This is a genomic window from Aeromonas sp. SCS5, from assembly GCF_001887375.1.
Taxonomy (GTDB): domain Bacteria; phylum Pseudomonadota; class Gammaproteobacteria; order Enterobacterales; family Aeromonadaceae; genus Aeromonas; species Aeromonas jandaei.
In genome coordinates this window covers 87,811-109,061 of sequence record NZ_LFCS01000008.1, presented here as the reverse complement: position 1 = coordinate 109,061, position 21,251 = coordinate 87,811, and the positions used below count along the sequence as shown (strand labels likewise).

Annotated in this window: 21 protein-coding genes and 1 pseudogene; 13 read left to right on the top strand and 9 right to left on the bottom strand. The window is 61.6% G+C overall.

Annotated features, from left to right (window positions below; genetic code table 11):
- Window positions 1-331 precede the first annotated feature (331 nt).
- From BS300_RS12180 to BS300_RS12160, 5 genes are all read left to right on the top strand, one after another.
- Entirely contained in the window at window positions 332-1,375 is a 1,044-nt protein-coding gene (locus tag BS300_RS12180) for a GMP reductase (protein WP_071913050.1), read from the top strand.
- A 96-nt stretch (window positions 1,376-1,471) separates the two neighbouring features.
- Entirely contained in the window at window positions 1,472-2,680 is a 1,209-nt protein-coding gene (earP, locus tag BS300_RS12175) for an elongation factor P maturation arginine rhamnosyltransferase EarP (protein ID WP_071913048.1), read from the top strand.
- A gap of 45 nt (window positions 2,681-2,725) precedes the next feature.
- A complete protein-coding gene (gene efp, locus BS300_RS12170) occupies window positions 2,726-3,292 on the top strand; it encodes an elongation factor P (protein ID WP_005335100.1) in 567 nt (188 codons plus the stop codon).
- 134 nt (window positions 3,293-3,426) lie between these two features.
- The gene (locus BS300_RS12165; protein WP_071913046.1) at window positions 3,427-4,191 is read left to right on the top strand and encodes a DUF3530 family protein; all 765 of its coding nucleotides are present in this window, start codon (window positions 3,427-3,429) and stop codon (window positions 4,189-4,191) included.
- A gap of 132 nt (window positions 4,192-4,323) precedes the next feature.
- Window positions 4,324-5,280, top strand: a complete 957-nt coding sequence (locus BS300_RS12160) for a D-2-hydroxyacid dehydrogenase (RefSeq protein ID WP_042029806.1) — start codon at window positions 4,324-4,326, stop codon at window positions 5,278-5,280.
- Window positions 5,281-5,346: 66 nt separating this feature from the next.
- Here BS300_RS12160 and BS300_RS12155 read toward each other — a convergent pair whose 3' ends face one another.
- Complete coding sequence (locus BS300_RS12155) at window positions 5,347-5,823, bottom strand: YMGG-like glycine zipper-containing protein (protein WP_071913044.1); 477 nt, start codon at window positions 5,821-5,823, stop codon at window positions 5,347-5,349.
- Between the two features lie 268 nt (window positions 5,824-6,091).
- Window positions 6,092-7,033 (bottom strand): LysR family transcriptional regulator, encoded by a 942-nt coding sequence (locus BS300_RS12150; protein WP_071913042.1) that lies wholly within the window; start codon window positions 7,031-7,033, stop codon window positions 6,092-6,094.
- A 135-nt stretch (window positions 7,034-7,168) separates the two neighbouring features.
- Here BS300_RS12150 and BS300_RS12145 point away from each other — a divergent pair, with 135 nt between their 5' ends.
- From BS300_RS12145 to BS300_RS12130, 4 genes are all read left to right on the top strand, one after another.
- Complete coding sequence (locus BS300_RS12145; RefSeq protein WP_071913041.1) at window positions 7,169-8,983, top strand: adenine deaminase C-terminal domain-containing protein; 1,815 nt, start codon at window positions 7,169-7,171, stop codon at window positions 8,981-8,983.
- A 16-nt stretch (window positions 8,984-8,999) separates the two neighbouring features.
- The gene (gene rihC / locus BS300_RS12140; RefSeq protein ID WP_239693825.1) at window positions 9,000-9,917 is read left to right on the top strand and encodes a ribonucleoside hydrolase RihC; all 918 of its coding nucleotides are present in this window, start codon (window positions 9,000-9,002) and stop codon (window positions 9,915-9,917) included.
- 54 nt (window positions 9,918-9,971) lie between these two features.
- Entirely contained in the window at window positions 9,972-11,333 is a 1,362-nt protein-coding gene (gene dcuC / locus BS300_RS12135) for a C4-dicarboxylate transporter DcuC (RefSeq protein ID WP_071913038.1), read from the top strand.
- Window positions 11,334-11,517: 184 nt separating this feature from the next.
- Window positions 11,518-12,120 (top strand): nitroreductase family protein, encoded by a 603-nt coding sequence (locus BS300_RS12130; RefSeq protein ID WP_005335120.1) that lies wholly within the window; start codon window positions 11,518-11,520, stop codon window positions 12,118-12,120.
- Window positions 12,121-12,232: 112 nt separating this feature from the next.
- Here BS300_RS12130 and BS300_RS12125 read toward each other — a convergent pair whose 3' ends face one another.
- Both BS300_RS12125 and BS300_RS12120 read right to left on the bottom strand, forming a co-directional pair.
- The gene (locus tag BS300_RS12125; RefSeq protein WP_071913198.1) at window positions 12,233-12,907 is read right to left on the bottom strand and encodes an HAD-IA family hydrolase; all 675 of its coding nucleotides are present in this window, start codon (window positions 12,905-12,907) and stop codon (window positions 12,233-12,235) included.
- A gap of 8 nt (window positions 12,908-12,915) precedes the next feature.
- Window positions 12,916-13,161 carry a hypothetical protein gene (locus tag BS300_RS12120; protein ID WP_043850167.1) on the bottom strand — a complete coding sequence of 82 codons (246 nt, stop codon included), beginning with the start codon at window positions 13,159-13,161 and terminating at the stop codon, window positions 12,916-12,918.
- 115 nt (window positions 13,162-13,276) lie between these two features.
- On the opposite strand from BS300_RS12120, the gene BS300_RS12115 reads away from it, so the two are divergent.
- On the top strand, window positions 13,277-14,185 hold the full coding sequence (locus BS300_RS12115) for a LysR family transcriptional regulator (RefSeq protein WP_071913036.1): 909 nt from the start codon (window positions 13,277-13,279) through the stop codon (window positions 14,183-14,185).
- A gap of 87 nt (window positions 14,186-14,272) precedes the next feature.
- Here the strand turns inward: BS300_RS12115 and BS300_RS12110 are convergent, their stop codons facing one another.
- From BS300_RS12110 to BS300_RS12090, 5 genes and pseudogenes are all read right to left on the bottom strand, one after another.
- Window positions 14,273-15,211, bottom strand: a complete 939-nt coding sequence (locus BS300_RS12110; RefSeq protein WP_071913035.1) for a sensor domain-containing diguanylate cyclase — start codon at window positions 15,209-15,211, stop codon at window positions 14,273-14,275.
- Window positions 15,212-15,408: 197 nt separating this feature from the next.
- Window positions 15,409-15,546 (bottom strand): annotated as a pseudogene (locus tag BS300_RS12105) (excalibur calcium-binding domain-containing protein); the annotation flags it as partial.
- 188 nt (window positions 15,547-15,734) lie between these two features.
- Window positions 15,735-16,301, bottom strand: coding sequence for an isochorismatase family cysteine hydrolase (locus BS300_RS12100; RefSeq protein ID WP_071913033.1), 567 nt, complete (start codon window positions 16,299-16,301; stop codon window positions 15,735-15,737).
- A 100-nt stretch (window positions 16,302-16,401) separates the two neighbouring features.
- On the bottom strand, window positions 16,402-16,803 hold the full coding sequence (locus BS300_RS12095) for a hypothetical protein (RefSeq protein ID WP_143241778.1): 402 nt from the start codon (window positions 16,801-16,803) through the stop codon (window positions 16,402-16,404).
- Between the two features lie 12 nt (window positions 16,804-16,815).
- Window positions 16,816-17,979 (bottom strand): FAD-dependent oxidoreductase, encoded by a 1,164-nt coding sequence (locus BS300_RS12090; protein ID WP_071913029.1) that lies wholly within the window; start codon window positions 17,977-17,979, stop codon window positions 16,816-16,818.
- 268 nt (window positions 17,980-18,247) lie between these two features.
- Between BS300_RS12090 and miaB the strand changes: the two genes are divergently transcribed.
- From miaB to ybeY, 3 genes are read left to right on the top strand one after another with little or no spacing between them, the layout of a single operon-like run.
- Window positions 18,248-19,681 carry a tRNA (N6-isopentenyl adenosine(37)-C2)-methylthiotransferase MiaB gene (miaB, locus tag BS300_RS12085; protein WP_071913027.1) on the top strand — a complete coding sequence of 478 codons (1,434 nt, stop codon included), beginning with the start codon at window positions 18,248-18,250 and terminating at the stop codon, window positions 19,679-19,681.
- A gap of 54 nt (window positions 19,682-19,735) precedes the next feature.
- Complete coding sequence (locus BS300_RS12080; RefSeq protein ID WP_071913025.1) at window positions 19,736-20,785, top strand: PhoH family protein; 1,050 nt, start codon at window positions 19,736-19,738, stop codon at window positions 20,783-20,785.
- Window positions 20,782-21,246 (top strand): rRNA maturation RNase YbeY, encoded by a 465-nt coding sequence (gene ybeY, locus BS300_RS12075; protein ID WP_041209973.1) that lies wholly within the window; start codon window positions 20,782-20,784, stop codon window positions 21,244-21,246. The genes BS300_RS12080 and ybeY overlap by 4 nt, the downstream gene beginning before the upstream one ends.
- Window positions 21,247-21,251 lie beyond the last annotated feature (5 nt).

Sequence of the window (21,251 nt, the reverse complement as noted above, 5' to 3'; positions counted from 1 at the left end):
ATTTGTTATGACCAGCAGCAACCGGCCCGGCAAACCGCAACGGCAGACGACAGTCGGTGGCAGCTGCGACGCCGATTGCATAGAGTTGAAAACAGGGAGAAAAGAGGTAAACGGGAGGCAAGATAAGGTGCTGGATGAAGCTTGTGGCCAACCTCAGGTTGTGACGCCAAAGGCTACCACAACAATGAGCGAATTATCAGTCTTGTTCTGAAGGGATTTTTGCCTACACTGTTGTAAACCGGAGGGCCTGAAAACCACCGGTTTTTTTGCGCCTGCCGAAAATTTGCCACTGCAAAAGTGACTTTCAACAAGGCTCAATAAGGAATTTGTAATGCGTATCGAAGAAGACTTGAAGCTCGGTTTCAAGGATGTCCTGTTCCGCCCCAAGCGCTCTACTCTCAAGAGCCGTTCCCAAGTAAGCCTGACCCGTCAGTTCACCTTCAAACACACTCAGACCCAATGGCAAGGCGTACCCGTTATCGCCGCCAACATGGATACCGTCGGCAGCTTTGCCATGGCGCGCACGCTGGCCGGTTTCGAGATGATGACCGCGGTACACAAGCACTACAGCCTTGAGCAATGGCAAGCTTTCGTCAACGAGACCGATCCGGCGCTGCTGGGCCATGTGATGGTCTCCACCGGCACCTCGGCTGAAGATTTCGCCAAGACCCGCCAAATCCTCGCCATGTCCGAAGCGCTGCGTTTCATCTGTGTCGATGTGGCCAATGGCTACTCCGAACACTTCGTCGAGTTCGTGCGCAAAATTCGTGAAGCCTGCCCCAACCACGTCATCCTGGCGGGCAACGTGGTGACCGGCGAGATGGTCGAAGAGCTGATCCTCTCCGGCGCCGACATCGTCAAGGTCGGCATCGGCCCGGGCTCGGTCTGCACCACTCGCGTCAAGACCGGCGTCGGCTACCCGCAGCTCTCCGCCATCATCGAGTGTGCCGATGCGGCCCACGGCCTCGGCGGCCAGATCGTCGGTGACGGCGGCTGCACCTGCCCGGGCGACGTCGCCAAAGCCTTCGGCGGCGGTGCCGACTTCGTGATGCTGGGCGGCATGCTGGCAGCCCACGAAGAGTGCGGTGGCGAGATCATCGATGTAGACGGCGAACCCTTCATGAAGTTCTACGGCATGAGCTCCTCCAGCGCCATGGACAAGCACGCCGGTGGCGTCGCCGAATACCGCGCCTCCGAGGGTAAAACCGTGCTGCTGCCCTACCGCGGCCCGGTCGAGAACGCCGTGCGCGACATTCTGGGCGGCGTGCGCTCCACCTGTACCTACGTCGGAGCCAGCCAGCTGAAAGAGCTCACCAAGCGCACCACCTTTATCCGGGTACGCGAGCAAGAGAACAACGTCTACGGCAAGGAGTAACCTGCCGCAGCGACCGTCACACGCTGACGGTTAGAAGCCAGTCAACCGGTGTGCTACCCTGCGCACCGGTTTTTTTTGCATTTGGAACCCTGACCCATGACAACTCCCCTGCCCCCGTTTGACTGGGACATCTTCTGCTGCGTCGTCGACAACTTCGGTGACATCGGTGTCACCTGGCGACTTGCCCGCCAGCTAAAGCGGGAGGGGAATATTGCGGCACATGGCGATGAGGTTCAGGTGCGGCTCTGGGTGGACGATCTGGCAAGTTTCGCCCGCATCTGCCCCGGGCTCGACCCGGCGCAGGATGGCCAGTGGGTCGATGGCATCTATATCCAGCACTGGCATGAGACCCTGCCGACCGACATGACCCCGGCCAGAGTGGTGATCGAGGCCTTTGCCTGCGAACTGCCCGCCCCCTTCATTGCACGAATGGCCGAACTGATGGCGAGCCAACCCAAGCCCTCCTGCTGGATCAATCTGGAGTACCTCTCGGCGGAGAGCTGGGTCGAGGATTGCCACGGCCTCGCCTCGCCCCAGCGAGTTGGCAACCAGAGCCTCAACAAATACTTCTTCTTCCCGGGCTTTACCGCTAAAACCGGCGGCCTTTTGTGCGAGCACGACCTCATCGCCGAACGGGAGCAGTGGCAGCAAGATGATGCGGGACTGGCAGCCTACTGGGCCAGCCTCGGTTTGCCGCCCAGACAAGAGAACGAGCTGCGGGTCAGCCTCTTTACCTACGAGAGCGATGCGCTGCAAAGCCTGGTCGAGAGCTGGTGCCAGAGCACCACGCCCGTCACCCTGCTGTTGCCGCTGGGGCGCTCGCTGCAAGATGTGCTGCGCGGCGCAAGCCTTGAAGATACCATCACCACCGCCAAGGCGGGGGATCTGCTCCACTCGGGCAACCTCACCATCAAGCTGCTGCCGATGACCGATCAGGCTGGTTACGATCGACTGCTGTGGAGCTGCGATCTCAATCTGGTGCGCGGGGAGGACTCCTTCGTGCGGGCCCAGTGGGCAGCACGTCCTTTCCTCTGGCATATCTACCAACAGGAGGAGGAGGCCCATCTGATCAAGCTGGAGCAGTTCCTCGACCACTATCTTGCTGATCTGCCTGCCGATTGCGCCCAATGGCTGCGCTGCTTCAATCTGGCTCTCAACCGTGGTGAAGATTGCCGCGAACTCTGGGCCCAATGGCCGCAATACAGCGCGATTTGGCAGCAACATGGGCGACTCTGGTCACAGAAGCTGCTCCGGGATGGGGATCTCGTCACGAGGTTGGTGAAATTTCTGGAAAGCCGTATATAATCTGGCAGTTTTTATCCGTCCGTTTCACGAACAGGAATTTTTTACATGAAAACCGCTCAGGAAATCCGCGCTGGTAACGTAGTCATGATCGGCACCGAGCCGATGGTGGTCCAGAAGGCTGAATTCAACAAATCCGGCCGTAACTCCGCCGTGGTCAAAATGAAGCTGAAAGGCCTGCTGAACGGCAGCGCCACCGAGACTGTCTTCAAGGCCGACGACAAGCTGGACGTTGTTCAGCTGGAGCGTAAAGAGTGCACCTACTCCTACTTCTCCGACCCCCTGTATGTCTTTATGGACACCGAGTACAACCAGTACGACGTAGAGAAAGACAACCTGGGTGACGTGCTGAACTACCTGGTAGACGGCATGGAAGATCTGTGTGAAGTGACTTTCTACAACGAGAAAGCCATCTCCGTAGAACTGCCGACCACCATCGTGCGCGAAGTTGAGTACACCGAACCGGCTGCCCGTGGCGACACCTCCGGTAAAGTGACCAAGCCTGCCCGTCTGAAAGGCACTACCTACGAGCTGGCTGTTGCCGCTTTCGTAGAGATCGGTGACAAGATCGAAATCGATACCCGCACCGGTGAATTCAAGCGTCGCGTCAACTAATTGACCACGTTGAATTGATTGCAAAAAAGCGAGCCTCCGGCTCGCTTTTTTATTGCCTGTTTGCAGCTATAACGCCAACCTCCTTCAGAAAATCGCGCCGCCGCCGCTAACCCAGATAACCGGGGGAGCACACTATGGCCAGATTATCCTTATCACTGCTGTTATTGACCATGCTGGCTGGCCATGGGGCAGAGGCGAGCGACGTTGCGCCCCCCATCGCAGAGCCACTCCCACTCGATCACTGGCAAGCGAGCGACTGGAAAGGGCAACCCGAAGCCACCCAGATCGACAAACAGACGGTGCTGTTTGCCAAGCACGATAGCGACAACTATGTGGGGCTCGCCATCCTGCTGCCCGACTGGCAGCGCAGCGGCCAGCTCTGGCAACTGACCCGTGCCCTCAGCCAGCTGGGCTTTGATACCCTGCTGCTGCTCCCCTCTCCCCAGCAAACCGAGCTCGACCCTGCCGCCGAGAAGAAAGCCAAGGAGAGTGACGCCTTTCGCAAGCAACTGGCCGAGCGGATCAGCAAGCTGGCTGATGCCAAACTGCAGGAGGGGGGCTTCAAGCTGATCCTGGCGCAAGGCACCGGCGCCGCCTGGACCGCCAACCTTATCGCCAGCGAACAGCTGCCTGCCCCCGATGCGCTGGTGCTGCTTGATGGCTTCTTCCCCGACCAGCAGAGCAACCAGATCCTCGCAAAAGAGATAGCGCAGGGCACCATCCCTACTCTGGATCTCTATCAGGAGGATGGCGGCCGCTGGCCGCTGCTGGCGGCCGAGGCTCGCCAGACCGAGAGCCGGCGCAGCCACAAGCTCAACTATCGTCCCTACGCCCTGATGGAACTGGGCGAAACCCCCACCCGCATTCAGGGGTGGCTCAACCATCTGGGCTGGCTCTGACCTCGGGCCACAAAGCACGCGCAACATCACATCTGCCGGAGAAAGCCCACCCGCCATGGCGCGGCACACTGGCTCTGATGGCGCCCTTTTTGGCATCATGACGGTTCAAACCCGAATATGGCAGGAAGGTACATGCAGCAGATTGTGTTTCTCGACAGCGATACCCTGGATGCGGGCATCACCCTGCATCATCCCGACTTTCCCCACCACTGGCAGAGTTATCCCAGCACAGCCCCGGAACAGGTGGTCGAACGGCTGAAAGATGCCAGCATCGCCATCATCAACAAGGTGCGCATCGGCGCCGCCGAGCTGGCCCAACTGCCGGAACTCAAACTCATCGCCCTGGCCGCTACCGGCAGCGACAACGTGGATCTGGAGGCGTGCCGCGCCGCCAACGTCGGGGTGTGCAATATCCGCAACTACTCGGGCCCCTCGGTGCCGGAACATGCCATGGCGCTGATGCTGGCCCTGTCGCGCAACCTCTTCTGCTGGCGCCAGTCGTTGCTGGAGGGGCGCTGGCAACAGAGCGGTCAGTTCTGCTTCTTCGACCACAACATCATGGATCTGCACGGCAAGCAGCTTGGCATCATCGGCAAGGGAACCCTGGGTCAGGCGCTCGGCGAGCGGGCCAAGGGAATGGGGATGACGGTACGTTACGCCCAGAGCCAGATCGGTGGCAGCCACGACGAGGATCGCCTGCCCCTCGACGAGCTGCTGCAAAGCTCGGATGTGATCAGCCTGCACTGCCCGCTCACCCCTTACACCCGCAACCTGATTGGCGAGCGGGAGCTGGGCTTGATGAAACCGGGCGCCCTGCTGATCAACGTCGGCCGCGGCGGTCTGGTGGATGAAGAGGCGCTGCTGCGGGCGCTGGCCAACGGCCGCCTCGGCGGCGCCGGTTTCGATGTGGCGAGCGTCGAACCCCCGCCCCCCGACCATCCCCTGATGAAGGCGCTGCAATACCCCCACTTCATCCTCACCCCGCATGTAGCGTGGGCCAGCGAGGAGTCGATGCAGCGGCTGGCCGACCAGCTGATCGACAACATCAACGCCTTTGCCGCCGGTCGCCGCCAGCACCGGCTGGTCTGAGCAAACATGCAAAACGGGGCCCACTGGCCCCGTTGTTTCATCCCCACCACTCACGACAGATGGCGATCAATCGTCGTCATGCCATCTGTGTTTTTTATGCTTCTTGTGCTTTTTGTGGTGCTTGTGATGGTGGTCATCATCATCGTAATAGCGATCCTGACTCTGGTGGCCATCGCCGGTCTTGGCACCGATGGCCGAGCCACTCGCCCCGCCAACCCCTGCGCCGATCAGCTGGCCGGTATCACCACCGACACTCTTGCCGATCGCAGCACCACCCAGCGCCCCCACGGCCCCACCGAGCGCCGCTTCATTCTTGTTGCCCTTGTTGGCCGTCGCAGCGCCACCAGCTGCGCCGCCAATAGCCGCACCAACCAGCGCACCGGTATCACCCCCCAACTCCTTGCCGATCATGGTGCCCGCCACCCCACCTGCGCCGCCACCGAGAATGGTATTGAGGGTCTCGGAGGCGTGCACGGTCGTGCTGCCAGCGAGCAAGGCGCCCAACAGGGCCAGTGCGCGAAGCGCGCGCGAATTCATCTCCATGGGTACTCCTGCCAAACCTGATTAATTCCACCGGCACTATACAAAGCAGCGGGGCCAGCGCCAGATGGGGGACAATCGCCACCCATGCAGCTCAAGTCGCGTCAAATCAGGAATGCAGGCAGAGCCATCGATGCAACGAATTGAATCAGAAGGGGAAACCGGTGAAATATCAGAAGTGGAGGCGAGCAGCCAAAGGCAGTTGCCACCGCTTTCACCCGTCGGGGTCAAGCGGCCATCGGACAGCTCCTGTCACCAGCTCTGCTGCCGGTTAGCGAGAGGAGGATGCGGCGTACTGCGCCATGATGACCTGACGCAGCAGCGCGCGCCCCTCATCGATGCGGGTTGAACGGGAGAGCCCCTTCGCCCACATCAGCGCCAGGGTGCGGCTCAGCACCGGTTCGTGCAACGCCACAACCTTGAGCTGGGGATCGCACTGGTTCGCGGCGTAGAGCCCGGGCAGGATGGCAACCGCCAGCCCGGAGCGCACCAGGCCGTAAAGCGTCTCGACATAATCTGTGGTATATCTGGGCTTGAGCCCGGGCAGCTGGCTCTGGGCCAGCCCGTTGACCTGCCGGCTGACGTTGCCTCTGGCAAAGAGGGCGATGTCGCGGCGGGTCAGCGCCTGCCAGCTGATGGCCTCCGCCGCTGCCAGCGGATCCTGCCGGTTGATCACCGCCACCAGCGCATCGTCCAGCAGCGGCGTCACCTCCAGCGAACCGGGCAACTCGCCATCCAGCACGCCAATCCCCGCATCCAGAGACCCCTCGGCCAGCGCCTGCAACAGACCGTCGTTGGTGTGATCCTGAAACTCGACCCGCAAGCCCGGAAACTGCTGCTGCAGACGGGCGGCCGCCAGCGGAAACATCAGGGTGCAGGCCGACGGGATCAGACCGATGCGCAGGGTGCCATCGCCCCCTTCTGCCATCACCTGCTGCATATCGGCAAAAGCGGCGTGGGCCACATTGAGCAGCCCCTTGGCATGGGGCAGGATCGCCTCCCCCTGTTCGGTCAGGGTGACCGCCTGCGCGGTGCGGTGAAACAGTTTGCCGCCAAGCACAGATTCAATCTGGCGCAGGGCACTGCTCAGGGCGGGTTGGCTGATGGCCATCTGATTGGCCGTTTCGGTGAAGTGACGCAGCTGGGCCAGCGTGACAAAATACTGGATCTGCTTGAGAGAGAGCGCAGGCAGACGGCGCCAGGGTTCGGACATGAAATCGACAACCGGAGAAAAACGTTTGCAGCAGCATAACCCTTTCTTATCCAGTTATAAATTCTTTGCGCTATGCACGGGCCAATCCCCTCCCTAAAGTGGGCCCATTATTCCCCTTGTCAGGCCATCTCCTTCATGTGTGAACAAGATGCATCCCTCAACTTGCGCCGCCGCGCCGTGCAGGCTGCCCTCGGCGAAGCCCCCTTCGATCTGCTGCTGACCAACGCCAACCTGATCGACATGGTGACCGGCGAGATCCGTCCCGTCGACGTGGGGCTGGTCGGCCCGCTGATCGCCAGCGTCCATCCGGTCGGCACCTTCCAGCAGGCACGCGAGACCCACGATCTGGCCGGCGCCTATCTCTCGCCCGGTCTTATCGACAGCCATGTCCATGTGGAGAGCTCCCACCTGACACCGGAGCGCTACGCCGATGTGGTAGTCGCGCAGGGCACCACCACCATCTTCTGGGATCCCCACGAACTGGCCAATGTGCTCGGGCTGGCGGGGGTGCGCTACGCCATCGACGCCAGCCGCAATCTGCCGCTGCGGGTCATCTGCGCCGCCCCCTCCAGCGTTCCCTCGACGCCGGGTCTCGAGATGTCGGGCGCCGACTTCCACGGCTCCGAGATGGCCACCATGCTGGAGTGGCCGGAGGTGGCGGGGATCGCCGAGGTGATGGACATGCAGGGTGTGCTGGGCGGCAGCGAGCGGATGACCGGCATTCTGCACGCCGGTTTGCAGCGCAATGCCCTGATTGAGGGACACGCCCGGGGCCTCACTGGTCACCGGTTGCAAGCCTATCTGGCCGCCGGGGTCAGCTCGGATCACGAACTCACCTCGGCTGCCGATGCGCTGGAAAAATTGCGCGCCGGGCTCACCCTGCAGCTGCGCGGCTCCCACCCCTATCTGCTGCCGGAGATCGTCGCTGCGCTGAAACAGCTGCCCCACCTCTCCTCCCAAATCACCCTCTGTACCGACGATGTGCCGCCCGACATGCTGCTGGAGAAAGGGGGCATGCTTGCGCTGGTCAAGCGGCTGGCTGAGCTCGGGCTGGCGGTGCCCGACGTGCTGCGGATGGCCACCCTCAACGCCGCCATCCGCCTGCAGCGCAACGATCTGGGACTGGTTGCCGCTGGCCGCAACGCCGATCTGGTGGTGTTCGACAACCTCACCGATCTCAACCCGATCTGGGTCTACAGCGGCGGCCAGCGGGTCGCCCGCCATGGCGCCATTCTCAAACCCTCCGAGCCTGTCGCCGGTTGTCAGGCGCCGCGCGATACCATGCAGATCCCCCTGCGCACGCGGGAGGAGTTCATCATCCGGGTACCCGGGCTGACTGCGGGTCGTGCCCGCCTCAAGACCATCAAGGGGGCTCGCTTCACCCAGTGGAGTGAAACCGAAGTTGAGGTTCGGGATGGTCAGGTCATCGTACCAGCGGGATTTAGCCTCATCTCGGTGCAACACCGCCATGGTCGCCATCAGGGGGGCACCCGGCTGGCACTGCTGGAGGGGTGGGGCGAGCTGCAAGGGGCCATCGCCACCAGCTACTCCCACGACTCCCACAATCTGGTGGTGCTGGGGCGCGACCCGCAAGAGATGATGCTGGCCGCAAACACCCTGATCACCAGCGGGGGCGGCATGGCGGTCATCCAGCAGGGTAAGGTGCTGGCCCACGTTGCCATGCCCATCGCGGGTATGCTCTCCGACCTACCGGCCAGCGAGCTGGCCGCCAGCTTCCACGCCCTGCGCGAAGTGAGCGGCAAGGTGGTTGAGTGGGAACCCCCCTACCGGGTCTTCAAGGCCATCGAGGGGACCTGTCTTGCCTGCAATGCGGGGCCCCATCTGACCGATCTCGGCCTCACTGATGGCCTGACCCGCGAGATTGTCGACCCATTCATCTGCTGCTGGCCCCACGATGCCAGCCAAGCCGATGCCCGCCAAGCCGATTAACACCGAGGAGAACAGCGTGAACCCTGTCGCCATTATTCTGGATACCGACCCCGGCATCGACGATGCCGTTGCCATCGCCGCCGCCCTGTTTCACCCCGGGATCGAGCTGGCGCTCATCACCACGGTCGCCGGCAACGTCGATGTCAGCAAGACCACCCGCAACGCCCTGCGCCTGCTGCACTTTTTCGGCCAAGAGGTGCCGGTGGCACAGGGGGCCAGCCAGCCCCTCGTGCGCCCCCTCGACAATGCCAGCCATATCCACGGCCACTCCGGCCTCGATGGTTACGAGTTTGCCGAGCCCGGGCAACAGCCGCTGCCAATCCATGCCGTCGAAGCCATGAAGGCCACCCTGCTCGCCAGCGAACAACCCATGACGCTGGTGCCCATCGGGCCGCTGACCAATATCGCCCTGCTGCTCACCCTGCACCCCGAGTGTCGGGAGAAGATCGCGCGGATCGTGCTGATGGGCGGCTCGGCCGGTCGGGGCAACCACACCCCCAATGCAGAGTTCAATATCTACGTGGATCCCGAGGCGGCCCACATCGTCTTCAGCAGCGGCCTGCCCATCGTGATGTGCGGACTCGATGTCACCAGCCGGGCCACCCTGACTGGCGAGATGATTGCGACGCTGCCCGCCCTCAACCGCACTGGCGCCATGCTCCACGCCCTGTTCGGCCACTATCGCGGCGGCAGCATGCAGACTGGGCTCAAGATGCACGATCTCTGCGCCATCGCCTATCTGGTGCGCCCCGACCTCTTTATCACCCGGGCCTGCCATGTGGCCATCGAGACCCGGGGTGAGCACACCCTCGGCACCACCTCGGTGGATATCAACAACCGGCTCAAGCGAGCGCCCAACGCCGAGGTGTGCCTCGATATCGACGTGCCCGGATTCAGGGCCTGGTGCATGGAGACCCTTGCCCACGCCATCTGATCCCGAACCGCCAGCTCGCTGGCCCATTCACATCAAGAAGAGAGTGTTGGAAACATGCTGGAAATACTTGTCAGCACCCTGATCCTGGTCATCTGCGGCTATCTCATCGCCAAAAACTACGATGCCAAGATAGTGCTGTTTGGCGCCGGACTGCTGCTGATGTTTGCCGCCGTCGGACTCGGCCACCCCCTGCTGCCTGCGGCGCAGAGCAGCGGCCTCAGCTGGCTTGATCCCTTTGTCCAGATCAAGCAGATCTTCATCAGCCAGATGGGCAATGTCGGTCTCACCATCATGGTGCTGTTCGGCTTCTCCAGCTACATGAGCCACATCGGCGCCAACGACGTCACCGTCATGCTGCTGACCCGCCCCTTGAGCCGCATCCGCTCCCCCTACCTGCTGGTGCCGGTGATTTTCCTGCTGGGCAATCTGCTCTCGCTGGTGGTGCCGAGCGCTGCCAGTCTGGCGGTGTTGCTGATGGCGACCCTCTATCCGGTACTGAAGGCATCGAACATGTCCTCCCTTACCGCGGGGGCCGTCATTGCCACCACTGCCACCATCATGCCCAGCCCGCTGGGGGCCGATAACGTGCTGGCCGCTCAGAAGCTGGGCATCCCGCTGGTGGAGTACATCGTCTCCTACCACGCCCCCATCTCGCTGCCGACGCTGGCGTTGATGGCAGTGGTGCACTACTTCTGGCAAAAGGCGATGGACAAGCGCCAGCAGGCGCGCGGCGGACTGGAGGAAAAAGAGGAGTCGCTCGCCGTGCCCACCGGCTTGCCGCCCGCCTACTACGGCCTCTTCCCGGTGCTGCCACTGGTGCTGGTGCTGCTGTTCGGCATCTGTTTCACCCATATCTCCCTCGGGCTGGTTGAGATCACCTTCGTCTGCCTGCTGCTCACCATAGGGGTGGAGCTGCTGCGCAAAGGCAATATCAAGGAGACCAGCAAGGAGTTCGCCATCTTCTTTACCGGCATGGGCACGGGTCTGGCTCAGGTGGTCTCGCTCATCGTGGCGGCAAGCATGCTGGTGGAGGGACTGAAAGCCATCGGCATCATAGATACCCTGGTCGATAGCGTGAAGCACATCGATGGCGTCGGCTCCATCCTGATGTTCTTCTTCTCCGGCACGGCGGCACTGATCGGCTTTATCAGCGGCAGCGGTCTGGCGGTCTTCTACTCCTTTATCAACATCATTCCCGAGATCACCGAGAAGGTCGGCGTCAACAGTGTCTCGGTGGCCCTGCCGATGCAGCTCACCGCCAACCTGATCCGCTCCATGTCGCCGGTCGCCGCGGTGATCATCGTCATCGCCTCGATCACCGGCAGTAACCCCATCGAGATCATCAAGCGCACCTCGGTACCCATCATCTCGGGCATCATCTGCTGCATGACCCTCTCCTACCTGCTGTTCAGCTAACCCGGCTCCATCTGCAGGCGATCAATCCGGTCGCCTGCAGATGGTTTTTTACCCCCGGTTGAAAGTGAACCCACTGCATGTAAACGCCCGGAAGATAATCGGGTGGTATAGTCTATAGCTTGAACAACAGGGGATGGCTGGCCGCAAGGCTGGCGCCCGGTGACTATCAAGCAAAGGAGATGTTATGAGCAGTCCGTTTATCGAGCAGATCAAAGCACGTCGTACCATCTATGCCCTGGGTGACCAGGTGTCCCATACGCCGGAGCAGCTGACGGCCCTGATCCAGGATGCCATCAGGCACAGCCCCTCCTCTTTCAACTCCCAGAGCTCCCGCGCCGTCATCCTGTTTGGCGCCCAGCACCACAAGCTGTGGGATATCGTCAAAGCCGAGCTGAAAAAGATCGTGCCGCCGGAGGCCTACGCCCAGAGTGAGGCCAAGGTGGATGGCAGCTTCCGCGCAGGCTTTGGCACAGTGCTGTTCTTTGAGGACACCGACGTCATCAAGGATCTGCAGCAAAAGTTCGCCCTCTATGCCGACAACTTCCCCATCTGGTCGGAACATGCCACCGGCATCGCCCAGTTTGCGGTCTGGACGACGCTGGCGCAGGAGAAGGTCGGCGCCTCCCTGCAGCACTACAATCCGCTTATCGACGAGGCGGTACGCAAGGAGTGGAACCTGCCCGCCAGCTGGCTGCTGCGCGCCCAGATGCCTTTTGGCAGCATCAAGCAACCGGCCGGAGAGAAGACCTTTATCGACGACGCCACCCGTTTCCGCGTTTTCAAATAACGGTCAGATAGCAAAACGCCCCCGCATCTCGGGGGCGTTTTTATTGCAACATAGAGTGCGGATGGCGCTGGTTCATACCGCATATGCAGCCACAATCCATTATCTCCATCGCTCAGGCGGGCAGCGTCACCAGCAGAGATGTCTCTCCGATCTCCACATTCACCTCACGCCAGTCGCGGATCACCGCCACCACTGCCGGATTAAGCGGCGCATCGCCCCCCACCTGCACCACGGCGCAGCCTGCGTTCAGGGCGCTCTCGATACCGGCCGGGGCATCCTCGAACACCAGACAACGAGCAGGCGAGACACCAAGCCGTTCAGCCCCCAGCAGATAGGGCTCGGGATCGGGTTTGCCATTGACCACAGCTTCGGCCCCCACCAGCAGGTTGGGCAGCGGCAGACCGGCACAATGCAGGCGGTGACGGGCAACCCGCTCACTGGCGGAGGTCACGATGGCCCAGCGCTCTGGCGGCAAGCGGCGCAGCAACTCACCAACCCCAGTGATGGCATCGCCGCCGGTATGCAGCATCTCCAGCTCGTCGAGCCGCGCCGCCTCCCGCTCCACATCCAGTTGCAGGGCCAGCGCCCGGATCACCTCCCGCGAGCGCATGCCGTGGCACATCGCCAGCACCGGCTCGGGATCGAGCTGATGTTCACGACACCAGATCCGCCATACCTGCTCCACATCGTCGGTCGAGCAAACCAGGGTGCCATCCATATCGAGCAGCAGGGCGGCGACCGCCATGGTTTTTGTGGCGCCTGTACAACCGCCCGGTTCGCGACTCATGCCGGTAATCATGCCGATACTCCCGTAAGCTCAGGCTCAGCCCCCTGCAGCGCATCGGCAAAAGCCTGCTGCTGGGCGGCACGTTCATAACAGGCGAGCGCCTGTTCGGCGCTGCCAGCCCACACCTGCAGCGGGCCGACCACAAACCCCTGTTGCAGCAGGCTGGCAAGCAGCTCCCCCGTTTCTGGCGCGGCCAGCGGTTGGGCCAGCACCAGAGAGCCTTTGATCAAAAAGAGATAGCGTTGGGTAGACATGATATGACTCCTTGTTCCAGGTCGGAGGGGACTCGGCTCCCCTTTCAGTGCCATTAGAACAGGGCGTTTAGATAATTTATAATGAGAAAATGGCCACTTTCGATAATCAAACGGAATGAAATTCGACCTTAAACAACTGCAGGCGTTCGTGATGCTGGCCGAGACCGCCAACTACCGGGAAGCGGCCAATCGCCTCTTCATTACCCAGCCCGCCCTCACCAAGCAGATCCAGGGATTGGAGCAGACCCTCGGCAGCACCCTGTTCAATCGCGGTCGTCACGGCGCCGAACTGACCACCGTCGGCGCCCAGCTGCTGACCCAGGCGAGTGCGCTGGTCGAACACGGGCGGGAGTTCGAGAGCCATGCGCTGGCGGTGGCGAGCGGAGTTGCCGGTCGGCTCAAGATTGGCTTTGGTCTGTCGAGCTTTGCGCTGGCCCCCTCGCTGGTCGCCCGCTTCAAGCAGCAGGTACCCGATGTGATGGTGCATCTGCAGGACATGCCCTCCGCCATCCAGCAGGAACAGCTGCTCTCCGGCCAGCTCCAGCTTGGCTTTATGCGCTGCCCCGAGCTGCCACAGTTGCGCGAGCACAGGTTGCTGATCGATCGGCTGGTGCTGGCGGTGCCAACCCGGATGACCCAGCCTGATCCGGCTGCGTTTGATCTCCAGCAGGCCTTGACCAGCCAGCCGCTGCTGCAGATGGTGGGCTACCGCTGCCCCGGCCTCAGCCAGCAGATCGCCAGCTTTCTCGGTGCCAACCGGCTGACCGGGATGATCCAGGAGGCCGAAGATATCCAGACGCTGGTTGCGCTGGTCGCCGCCGGGATCGGCAACGCCATCCTGCCGCGCAGCGTCAGCTTTATCGCCGGCCCTGACGTCACCCTCTATCCTCTCTCTGGCCCCAATTCCGAGTGGGAGGTCAGTCTGGTATGGAATCCCCTGTTTGCCGATCCCATCCGCGACAGCTTCGTCAAGCTGGTGATCGCCGCGCACCCCACGCCAATCTCGGCCACGCCCGAGCGCTGATAGCAGCGGCTATGGGTTGTTCAATACCCAGCCAAAACAGTGCGCCCCCGGAAGGGGGCGCATTAACAACAAAAGCGGCGGTCAGGCTCAACAGTTGGTGCAATAACTACAATTCTTACCCGCCCCCTTGGCGCTATAGAGCGCCGCATCGGCGGCAGCCAGCAACTCCCCTTCCCCCTCCAGCGGTTGCTCTGCCGTGTAGGTGGCAATGCCAATGCTGGCACTGAGCTGGATATTGTCCGCCACCACGATGTCGAGATCGTGGATGGCCTGGCGGATCTCCTCGCCAATCCGTTGTGCAGCCTCTCTGTTGGTATTACCGAGGATCAGAGCAAACTCGTCACCGCCAAAGCGGCAGGGCAGATCCGCCGGGCGCTGGCAGAAAGATTGCAGCAGATGGCCCACCAGCTGGAGGGAGCCATCCCCCATCTGATGGCCAAGATGGTCATTGCACGCCTTGAAGTTATCGAGATCCAGCATGATGAGGGAGAGGGGGGTATGCTCGCGCACGCTGCGGCGCCACTCGTTGTGCAGGAAGTTGTTGAAGAGCCGCCGGTTGGCCAGTCCGGTCAGGGGATCATGGAGGGAAAGGTTGGCGACCTCGAGCTCCAGCAATTTCCGTTCGGTAATATTGGAATGGGTGATGACATAAAACTCGGCATCTATCCCTTTGACCGGAACAATGCGCATCATGAACCAGCGCTGGGTATCCGGGCTGTGGCAGGGATATTCCAGATAGAAGCTCTCCTGCTGGCGCAGCAAGACCCGTCGTAACCCCTCAATAGCGCTCAGCGCCGAAGGTTCAGCAGAGCCATCGCAAGCGCTTAAATAATTGACGCCACGCCAGTTATACCCCTTTGCCATGCCATTTTGCTCGGCGAATCGATTCCAGGCGAGGTTGGTATAATGGATCACCCCGTTGCCGTCTATTACTGCAAACTGGTCATCCAGTGAATCCAGCAATGCAACCAGATCCTGAGCTCGCTCGGCAAAGCGACGCATCCCCCCCGGCATGTTATCAATCATGGTGGCCATCCTGTGGCAAAAGTGGCGCCTCGCCAGCTATTAACAATTAGGTCAGCAGGTAGAGTAAAGCACCCAATTCTCACTTAGCCAACTGAGACCAAATGTCACCATGTCACATCATCCGGCAAGGTTTCAGGCCAGCTCCCGAACCGGACAAAAAAAGAACAAATCATCCGTTCTTTATTTAGAAATAGTATTTAATTCCCGCACCACTGATTTTCGCAGGGGATGCCATCTCCCTCTCCATCCATTTTGGTATCAGGGCAGTTTTGTAAAAACCAGGTTGCCTCCTCACAAGAGGTCATCTGGAAGCAATATTGGCGACCATCGCACTGATAACTTCTGGTTGGCAGCGATGCGTTTGTGTCGGAAAACAATCCCATACTGCTCTCACCACTACTGGCAGGAATGGCAGGCGCGGAAGTCACCGACTCGGCCGAGAAGCGGAAATAGCTGCGGCCCAACAGTGGGCCGCAGACATAAATATCAAAACAGTGAGCAAGCGCAGCCTGCAGCCAAAGGGTTAGCCGAGCTGGGATACCTTGATGACCTCGGCGATACGGCTCAGCATCCGCAGCGAGGTGTGGTGCTCGGTGGCATCCGCCGCCGCGCAGGCATCCTCCAGAATAGTGATGGCGTAGTCGCGATCGTGACCATCTCGCGCTGCCGCCTGAATGGCCCAGCTGGTGCTTACGCCGCACAGATAGAGGTGGTCGATATGGTTGGCCCGCAGGGCGGGTTCCAGCGCAGTGCCATAGAATGGACTCACTCTGGGTTTGGCCAGCACCAAGTCACCGGGCTGCACATCGAGCTCTGCATGAAAATCGGTGCCGCTGTCGCAAAGAGAGAGGGCGCCAAGCTGATGGGCCCGGCCAAACATGGGGGAGCCCTTGGGTTGCAGTTGATAACGACTGTCGAAACCGACCTTGATCAGCACCACCAGCCAATCGTGGGCGCGGGCATAAGCCATCGCCTCATTGGCATGCGCGATGGCGTTTTGCTCCATCACATGGTCGGCCGTGGTCGCAATGCGACCGTCAGGATGGGCGATGTCGTTGATAAAATCGATCACCAGTAGTGCCTTGTTCATCCCTTCTCTCCCAAATCGTGGTTGATAGCCGACCCGTTATACTCGCTTTTTCGCGCCTGCACAGCCTGTCTCAGCGACCTCGTTGGCATGGGCAGTCCGCTTATGCCTGCACCTCGCCCGGATAGAGGGTCACCACCAGATCGAGCCCCTGCTCGGCCAGCCCCAACAGCTGTGCGGCCGGCAGCCGGTTTTGCAGGATGGGAGCAGTACCTGACTGGTAACCCAGATCCATCTCCTTGCGCAGGCAACCCTGCCAAAGCGGCAAAACCGGCTCCGGCAGCTCAGCCAAAATGGCGAGCAGGTGCGCTACAAGTTGTCGCGGCTCGCTGTAATTGCCCTCTCCGGCGAACAGCTCCAGACGCCCATGCCACAGCCCCCCTTCCTGATGGAGGGTCAGACAATCCATCCCGCCCTGCACCAGCGCGTCAACTAGCGGCTGCAGATTCTGCTCGCTGGTCAGCTCCAGATCGCCGTTGATAAAGTGGCAGCTCTCCATTTGCATCCTCACTTCCGCTTACACCAGTCCGAGCGCGTAGCGCAGGGCCATCTCCTTCAGGGGGCCAGCTTTATCAGCCAGATTGAGGGCCAGATTGCGAGCCAGCTTGAGCGGGCCAATTTCGTTGCTGAACACCCCGTAGAAGAGATCCATCCCCGACTGCATCAGCAGGTTGTCGGGGCGGCGACGGCGCTCGTAGCGCTCGGCCAGCACAGCTTGATGCCAGTCGGCGCCAGCCCCTTGCAACAAGTCGACCCAGCAGGCGACATCCTTGAAGCCGAGGTTGACCCCCTGCCCCGCCAGCGGGTTGATGGTGTGGGCGGCATCGCCAAACAGCACCACCCGACCGGCGTGGTAGTCGTTGGCGTGGCGGCGCACCAGCGGGAAGCTCCCCTTGCCGGTGACGGTAAAGCCGCCGAGCCGACTCGGGAAGTGGCGGCGCACTTCGGCGGCGAGCGCCTCGTTGCTCATAGCCGCCAGCGCCCGGATCCGGGCCGGACTGTCATACCACACCAGGGAGCCGTGCTGGCCAGTCAGCGGCAAGAAGGCGCGCGGGCCGCTCGGGGTGAACTGCTGCCAGGTGATGTCTTCTTGCGGGAAATCGGTGTCGATATTGATCAGCATGCAGTGCTGGCGGTACTCGAAACGCGATACCCCGATGCCGGCCAGCTTGCGGGTGTGGGATTCGGCGCCGTCGCAGGCCAGCACCCAGCGGGTGGCCAGTTCGGTACCGTCGTCCAGAGTCAGTACAGCTTCATCCGCACTCTGGCGCAGGCTTGTCACCGCCGCAGGGGTGTGGGTCTGGATGTTGGGGAAATCTTCCATCCGCTTGAGCAGGGCGAGCTGCACCAGCCGGTTCTCGATGATGTAACCGAGCTGGGGCAGGCCGAGGTCGGCGGCGTTGAAGCGGGTGGCAAAGCCATCCAGCTCCCAGGTCTCCAGCCGGCGATAGGGGCAGAGCCGCATCTGCTGCAGATGGTGCCAGGCGCCAGCTTGCTCCAGCAGCGCCACCGAGGCCTGACTGATGGCGGAGACCCGCAGATCCAGCGGCTGCTCCGGCGCGTATTGCTCCGGCAGCTGGGTTTCGATGACCCGCACCGAGAGGCCCTGGGCCGCCAGCAGACAGGCGGTAGCCGCCCCCACCATGCCGGCGCCGACGATGGCGATATCACACTGTTCCATAACTTTATTCCTGCAAAAAGGGCGCCCCGTTCATGGGTGGCCGGGGCCAAACCGAATGGCGCCATGATACCGCAAGGGGGCGGGATAAACAGTGGAGGGGGGTGGAGAATTGCTGCGTCAAATCAAGGGGAAAGCCGATTTTCTCCCGCACGTGGCGCCCCCGCTGGCAAAGGGGCCGGACTGGATATTCGCTAGGCAGTCTCACGATTGCAGAGTAAAATGCCCGGTCCTTTGACCATGCCAAATTCAAAACCAGTCAAGAGTAGCAATGAGCAAGAAACTTCACATTAAAACCTGGGGCTGCCAGATGAACGAGTACGACTCGTCCAAGATGGCCGACCTGCTGGATGCCAGCAATGGCTACACGCTTACCGAGGAGCCGGAAGAGGCAGATGTGCTGCTGCTCAACACCTGTTCCATCCGCGAAAAGGCGCAGGAGAAGGTGTTCCACCAGCTGGGCCGCTGGAAAAAGCTCAAGGCAAACAAGCCCGGTCTGGTGATCGGCGTCGGTGGTTGCGTGGCCTCCCAGGAGGGCGATGCCATTCGCCAACGCGCTCCCTATGTCGATATCGTGTTCGGCCCGCAGACCCTGCACCGCCTGCCCACCATGATCAAACAGGTTCAGGAGGGGCGTGGCGCCCAGGTGGACGTCAGCTTCCCCGAGATCGAGAAGTTTGACCGCCTGCCCGAGCCGCGCGCCGAAGGGGCAACCGCCTTCGTCTCCATCATGGAAGGGTGCTCCAAATACTGTACTTACTGCGTGGTGCCCTACACCCGCGGTGAAGAGGTGAGCCGTCCGCTCGACGACGTGCTCTATGAAATCGCCCAGCTCGCCCAGCAAGGGGTGCGCGAAGTGAACCTGCTCGGTCAGAACGTCAACGCCTACCGTGGCCCGACCCATGACGACGGCATCTGCACCTTCGCCGAGCTGCTGCGTCTGGTGGCCGCCATCGACGGCATCGACCGTATCCGCTACACCACCAGCCACCCCATCGAGTTCACCGACGACATCATCGAGGTCTACAAGGACACCCCGGAAGTGGTCAGCTTCCTGCACTTGCCGGTGCAAAGCGGATCCGACCGCATCCTGACCATGATGAAGCGCCCGCACACCATTCTGGAGTACAAATCCAAGCTCCGTCGTCTGCGCGCCGCCCGTCCCGACATCACCATCAGCTCCGACTTCATCGTTGGCTTCCCGAACGAAACCGATGAGGATTTCGAGGCCACCATGAAGCTGATCGAGGATGTGGGCTTTGACATGAGCTTCAGCTTCATCTTCAGTCCGCGCCCCGGTACGCCGGCCGCCGACATGCCCGACGATGTCGACATGGAAGTGAAGAAAGCCCGTCTGGCCCGCCTGCAGCACGTCATCAACAATCAGGCGATGCAGATTGGTCGCTCCATGCTGGGCACTACCCAGCGCATCCTGGTGGAAGGGCCCTCCAAGCTCGACCCGATGCAGCTGTGCGGCCGCACCGAAAACAACCGGGTGGTCAACTTCGAGGGAGCCCATACCCTGATTGGCGGCTTTGCCGACGTGGAGATCACCGAAGTGCTGCCCAACTCCCTGCGCGGCAAATTCATCCGTGGCGAGAACGAGATGAACCTGCGCATCGCCACCGCCCCGAGCGACATTCTGGCCCGTCGTCCCGACAACGTGCCGGACGAGCTGGGCGTGGCCGCCTTCACTCCCCATTAATCTCCCCCTCCCCATCCGCCCGGCGGATGGGGAGCGCCCTGATACGAGGATATTGTGAGCCGACACCTCTCGACCCTGAACCTGCATCTCGAACCCGCCGACAACCAGCGTCTTGCCAGTCTCTGCGGCCCCTTCGATGACAACATCAAGCAGCTGGAGCGCCGCCTCGGCATCGAGATCAGCTACCGTGACAACCACTTCCAGCTGCTGGGCAAGCAGGCCCAGGTGGATGCCGCCGCCGTCATCATCAAGCACCTCTATGTGGAAACCCAGCCCCTCAAGGGTGGCAAGGTGACCGACATCACCCCCGACATGGTTCATCTGGCCATTCTGGAGTCGAGGGTGCTGGAGCAGGATGACGAACCGGCCCCCTCCATCCCCTATGGCAAGGAGGTGACGGTCAAGACCAAGCGCGGTCTCATCAAGCCACGTAGCCCCAATCAGGCCCAGTACATCGCCAATATCGTGCGCCACGACATCTGCTTCGGCATAGGACCGGCCGGTACCGGCAAGACCTATCTGGCGGTGGCAGCAGCGGTGGATGCGCTGGAGCGTCAGGAGATCCGCCGCATTCTGCTGACCCGTCCGGCGGTGGAAGCGGGCGAGAAGCTCGGCTTCCTGCCCGGCGATCTCTCCCAGAAGGTCGACCCTTACCTGCGCCCGCTCTACGACGCCCTGTTCGAGATGCTGGGCTTTGAGCGGGTCGAGAAGCTGATGGAGCGCAACATCATCGAGGTGGCGCCGCTCGCCTATATGCGCGGCCGTACCCTCAACGATGCCTTCATCATTCTCGATGAGGCCCAGAACACCACCACCGAACAGATGAAGATGTTCCTGACCCGGATCGGCTTCAACTCCAAGGCGGTGGTCACCGGCGACATCACCCAGATCGACCTGCCGCGCAATGCCAAGTCCGGCCTGCGCCACGCGCTGGAAGTGCTGCAGGGCGTTGATGGTCTGTCGTTCAACTTCTTCCAGTCCACCGACGTGGTACGCCACCCGGTGGTGGCCCGCATCGTGCAGGCCTATGAGGCATTCGACGCCAAGCAGGCAGCCGAGAAGGTGGCCGGCCAAGCAAACACCAGCAAAGAGAGCGAGCAATGAGCGTAACCCTGGATCTGCAACTGGCCAGTGCCAGCACCGACGGCCTGCCAAGCGAGGCCCAGCTGCAAGGCTGGCTCGACGGCACCATTCTCGGCTTCCAGCAGGAGGCCGAAGTGACGGTGCGCATCGTCGACGAGGCGGAGAGCAACGAGCTCAACCTCACCTATCGCGGCAAGGACAAGCCCACCAACGTGCTCTCCTTCCCGTTCGAGGCGCCACCCGGTCTGGAGCTGCCGCTGCTGGGCGATCTGGTGATCTGCCGTCAGGTGGTGGAGCGCGAGGCACAGGAGCAGGGCAAGCCCCTCATGGCCCACTGGGCCCACATGGTTGTGCACGGCAGTCTGCATCTGCTAGGTTATGACCATATCGAGGATGAGGAAGCCGAAGAGATGGAAGCGCTTGAGCGCGACATCATGCAGGAGCTGGGCTTTGCCGACCCTTATCAGAGCGACGAAGAGTAATGTGC

Coding starts and splice junctions, on each gene's coding strand:
- BS300_RS12180 (WP_071913050.1), top strand. CDS start 332: ATGCGTATCGAAGAAGACTTGAAGCTCGGTTTCAAGGATGTCCTGTTC.
- earP (WP_071913048.1), top strand. CDS start 1,472: ATGACAACTCCCCTGCCCCCGTTTGACTGGGACATCTTCTGCTGCGTC.
- efp (WP_005335100.1), top strand. CDS start 2,726: ATGAAAACCGCTCAGGAAATCCGCGCTGGTAACGTAGTCATGATCGGC.
- BS300_RS12165 (WP_071913046.1), top strand. CDS start 3,427: ATGGCCAGATTATCCTTATCACTGCTGTTATTGACCATGCTGGCTGGC.
- BS300_RS12160 (WP_042029806.1), top strand. CDS start 4,324: ATGCAGCAGATTGTGTTTCTCGACAGCGATACCCTGGATGCGGGCATC.
- BS300_RS12155 (WP_071913044.1), bottom strand. CDS start 5,823: ATGGAGATGAATTCGCGCGCGCTTCGCGCACTGGCCCTGTTGGGCGCC.
- BS300_RS12150 (WP_071913042.1), bottom strand. CDS start 7,033: ATGTCCGAACCCTGGCGCCGTCTGCCTGCGCTCTCTCTCAAGCAGATC.
- BS300_RS12145 (WP_071913041.1), top strand. CDS start 7,169: ATGTGTGAACAAGATGCATCCCTCAACTTGCGCCGCCGCGCCGTGCAG.
- dcuC (WP_071913038.1), top strand. CDS start 9,972: ATGCTGGAAATACTTGTCAGCACCCTGATCCTGGTCATCTGCGGCTAT.
- BS300_RS12130 (WP_005335120.1), top strand. CDS start 11,518: ATGAGCAGTCCGTTTATCGAGCAGATCAAAGCACGTCGTACCATCTAT.
- BS300_RS12125 (WP_071913198.1), bottom strand. CDS start 12,907: ATGAGTCGCGAACCGGGCGGTTGTACAGGCGCCACAAAAACCATGGCG.
- BS300_RS12120 (WP_043850167.1), bottom strand. CDS start 13,161: ATGTCTACCCAACGCTATCTCTTTTTGATCAAAGGCTCTCTGGTGCTG.
- BS300_RS12115 (WP_071913036.1), top strand. CDS start 13,277: ATGAAATTCGACCTTAAACAACTGCAGGCGTTCGTGATGCTGGCCGAG.
- BS300_RS12110 (WP_071913035.1), bottom strand. CDS start 15,211: ATGATTGATAACATGCCGGGGGGGATGCGTCGCTTTGCCGAGCGAGCT.
- BS300_RS12100 (WP_071913033.1), bottom strand. CDS start 16,301: ATGAACAAGGCACTACTGGTGATCGATTTTATCAACGACATCGCCCAT.
- BS300_RS12095 (WP_143241778.1), bottom strand. CDS start 16,803: ATGCAAATGGAGAGCTGCCACTTTATCAACGGCGATCTGGAGCTGACC.
- BS300_RS12090 (WP_071913029.1), bottom strand. CDS start 17,979: ATGGAACAGTGTGATATCGCCATCGTCGGCGCCGGCATGGTGGGGGCG.
- miaB (WP_071913027.1), top strand. CDS start 18,248: ATGAGCAAGAAACTTCACATTAAAACCTGGGGCTGCCAGATGAACGAG.
- ybeY (WP_041209973.1), top strand. CDS start 20,782: ATGAGCGTAACCCTGGATCTGCAACTGGCCAGTGCCAGCACCGACGGC.